The following is a 3,968-nucleotide window of genomic DNA, read 5'->3' as shown; positions in this document are numbered from 1 at the left end:
TGTAGATACCGTCTTGACCCTCATCGCGCAAGCGCGATGTTTGGGTCAAACGGTATGCCTGATTTGAGCACTCCGTAGACCAGATGTAACAGCTTGCGCATTGCTGCACAGATGATCTGTTTAGGGGCCTTTCCTTTGGCTTTCAGGCGCTCGCTCAGTGCCCTGACCGCCGGGTTCCATCTCATCGCCACCATCGCAGGCATGTACATTCCGGTCCGTAGGCTGGCCGAGCCGGTCTTGGATATCGGCGTCGGACCAACGTAGTTACCTGATTGGTCTATCAATGGATTCAGGCCTGCAAATGCCACAACAGCGCGAGGGCCACTGTAGTCCAGAGGGTCGCCCAGTTCGGCGAGGATCAAGGCGGCGCTCGTTTCACCCAACCCGTCGATGGACACGATCAAATCACGCTTCTGACGTAGGTCAGGATCGTCATCAATGTTGTCTTTGATGGCCTTCTGAGTCGCGGCAATCTCACTTTTCACGTGATTGATCACGGACAGGATCGAGGCTTGGACGTTGGCTTGGGCGACGTCCAGGCGGTTGGTCTCCATTTGCAGGATTTCCTGGAGATCCTCCAGTCGCCGGACTAAAGCCCTTAAACGACGGCGAGCAGGCAGTTCTGGTACCCAGGCTCTGAGTTTGTGCTGCTTCTGCTGGGCATAGGCGGCGATCAGTTTGGCATCGGCTTTGTCGGTTTTGACCCGACGCAAATCCTCCTTGCCGAACGCATGAATGACGGCAGGGTTAACGATGCAAACTCGATAACCTTTTGCATGCAGGAAGTCTGCGAGAGCCTCGTGATAGGTGCCGGTAGCCTCCATGACGACCCAGGCTTGCGGATCGGCATGTTTCTCCAGCCAGGCCTCGACCTCGCTGAAGCCTGAAGCGTTATTGGGCAGCTTGGCCTTCGTACGGAACTTGCCGTTGTCCAACGGCGTAGCGATGTCGAAGGTGTTTTTGGCTGTGTCGATACCCACGAAAGCGGACATGGTCTTCTCCCTGAAATCCGAAAAGATCACCACTGCACTCGGTTCTGCCTTGCCAATACGTGCTCACGCCGAAGCGGGCCACTAGATACCGTTCGAACTTGCTGAGTGAGTGTGGAAGGCCGGAGCACGTATCTATAATGCGGGCTCGAGGCCCTAGGAGCTGGACGGCTTCTCGGTCTTCCCTCGATGATCAGTCGAGAACTATCGCCTCTGACGAGGCGTTAGTCGAGATACAAGGAGCTGGCTTGCCAGCGATGAGGCCCGTGAGTCTTGCACCGCCTGATCGGACGCCATCGCCAGCAAGCCGGCTCCCACAGGGTTTGTGTCAGCCTGCAGTGCCGCGTGATCGAACGCGGCGTGGGCCCAGCTGAGGAAGTTCACCGTGTTGCGGTGTTCGATCATCACGCCCTTGGGCAGACCGGTCGAGCCCGAGGTGTAGATCAGGTACGCCAAATGCGCCGAAGTCAGCCCCGGCACCTCTGGATTCTGGACGGATTCGTCCTGCCAGGTGCCCTGATCAAGATTGATCACGGGCACCGAAACGCCCGCCAACAACGCCTGGGTAGCCGCTTGTGCCAAGACCGCCGCCGGGGCGCTGTCCTGCAACATATAGGCAATCCGCTCTACCGGATAAGCCGGGTCCAACGGCACATAACCGCCGCCTGCCTTGAGAATCGCCAGCAGGCCGACGACCATCTCGGCCCCACGCTCAACACAGATCCCCACCCGCGAATCCGGTTGCACACCCTGTTTACGCAGGGCATGGGCCAGGCGGTTGGCTTGCTGGTTCAGCTCGCGATAAGTCAGGCGGCGCCCGCCATGCACCACTGCCAGGGCATCCGGCGTACGCTCTACCTGCGCTTCGAACAAACCATGGACAGTCTGCTGCTGCGGATAATCCAGCAGCGTATCGTTGAACGCCACCAGCAGCTGTTCACGCTCGTCGGCCGGCAGAATCGACAGGCCACTCAGTGGTGCCTCGGGGTTCTGCTCCAGCGCCTGAAGCAGATGCTCCAGCGCCGCCTCCATATAGGCGCAGACCCGCATGGCCCCCACTTCGGCGTTGACCTGCACATTCAGGCTAAAGCCCTCGCCCAGGTCATCGACGTTCAAGGTCAACGGATAGTTGGTGCGCTCTTCGCCACCGAGGGTCTCGATCCCCTGCCAGGCCAGCGCGGTTTCTTCGGAAACACTGGCGACGGCACTGTGGCGGTAGTTGAGCAAGGCACTGAACAGCGGTGTCGGCGCGGCTACGCCGCTGCAACGTTGAGCCAACGCCAGGGACGCATGTTCGTGCCCCAACAACGCGGTCAGTCGCGCGTGGGTCGCCTTGACCCCGGCGCGCACGCCCTGCCCGCCCACGGCAACCCGTAGCGGCAAGGTATTGATAAACATCCCCAATGCGCGGTCGGCCCCTTCGCCGCCCTGCATCCGGCCCATCAGCACGGTACCGAACACCACCTCCTGCTTACCAGAGACCTTGCCCAATACCTGGGCCCAGGCCAGGTGTACCAGGCTGGCGGCGCTCACGCCCAACTGCCGGGCACGAGCCCGCAGGCGCAGGCTCAGCGCCGGCGACAGAACCCGGGTGGCTTCCTCGATGGAATGACCGTCGCCCTGCACATCCTGCAAGCCGAACGGCAGGGTCGGCTCATCGATATCGCAGAGCATGTCGCGGAAGAACGCTTCGTGTTCCTCCCGACACCCGCCCAGGCGCGCCTGGGCCACATAGTTGCGGTACGGCACCGGGCTGCCCAACTGCGCGGCCTGCCCCAGCAGGTGCACCTGGATTTCATGGCGGACCACCTCAAGAGCGGTATGGTCCAGGGCCATATGATGGAAGCGCAGCATCGCCACCCAGCGCTGCCGGGCTTCGTCCTCGGCAAACACCAGTTGCATCAGTGGCGCGCGGGTGACGTCCAGACGCGAGTGACGGCTGTCGAAACGCTCCTTGAGCTGGCTGGCCACATCACCGGCACGTGGATCGAACGCCAGAGCCTCGCACTGCAACCGGGCCTGGCGCCAGACCACCTGGACCGGCTCATCCAGGCCTTGCCAGAGCACGGCGGTGCGCAGGATGTCATGGCGATCGATCACCCGTTGCAGCGCCTCGGCAAAGGCATCCAGGCGCTGACGGTCCGGCACGGTGAACAGGGCGTGCAGGACGTAGGGGTCACCCTCCCCGGCTGACAGATGGTGATAGAGAATGCCTTCCTGCAACGGCGCCAGCGGGTAGATATCCTGCACATTCGCCGCGCCACCCGGCACCTTGGCGACAATCTGTTCGATTGCGGACGGGTCGAGGCTGACCAGGGGCAGCATATCCGGGGTGATGTGCTCGCAGCTCGCCGGGATGGCATTGGCCGGAACGACGATTTCACGCCCGCCGCCCACGGCAGCGGCCAGGGCGGCCAGGGTCGGCTGGCTGAACAGCACCTGGACATCGACGCTGAGCCCAGCCTGGCGCATATGGCCGATCAGGCTGACCGCCAGCAACGAGTGGCCACCCAGTTCGAAGAAGTGATCATGACGCCCGACCTGCTCGACCTTGAGCAAGTCGGCCCAGATCTGCGCCAGGGCGATTTCGGTTTCGCCCTGGGGCGCCTCGTAGCCACGACGGATCAGTGCATCGGCGTCCGGCGCCGGTAGAGCCTTGCGGTCGAGCTTGCCGTTCGGGGTCAGGGGCAGCTTGTCCAGCGCGACGTAAACGGCTGGAACCATGTATTCCGGCAGTTTTTCCTGCAAATGACGGCGCAGGCTGTCGATATCGACTGAGGGTTGCCCAGCGGCCAGGGTGTAATAGGCCACCAGGCGCTTGTCGCCCGGCACATCTTCACGAGCGGTGACCACCGCTTCATGGACGGCCGGATGTTTGGCCAGGCGGGCGTCGATCTCGCCCAGTTCGATACGGAAACCACGGATCTTCACCTGGTCGTCGTTACGGCCCAGGTACTCGATATTGCCATCTGGCAGATA

The 3,968-nt window shown here is 62.0% G+C and carries 2 protein-coding genes; both read right to left on the bottom strand.

Going from position 1 to position 3,968, the window contains the following annotated elements:
- Positions 1 to 20: 20 nt before the first annotated feature.
- Positions 21 to 992: an IS110 family RNA-guided transposase gene (locus UCMB321_RS28975; protein WP_040063012.1), complete on the bottom strand. Its 972-nt coding sequence runs from the start codon at positions 990 to 992 to the stop codon at positions 21 to 23.
- Between the two features lie 201 nt (positions 993 to 1,193).
- On the bottom strand, positions 1,194 to 3,968 hold a 2,775-nt coding region (locus UCMB321_RS28970; protein WP_157016105.1), incomplete at its 5' end, for an AMP-binding protein.

The sequence above is a fragment of the Pseudomonas batumici genome (genome assembly GCF_000820515.1).
Taxonomy (GTDB): Bacteria; Pseudomonadota; Gammaproteobacteria; order Pseudomonadales; family Pseudomonadaceae; genus Aquipseudomonas; species Aquipseudomonas batumici.
The sequence above is the reverse complement of the archived record's forward strand: the minus strand, read 5'-3'. Positions and strand labels throughout refer to the sequence as shown.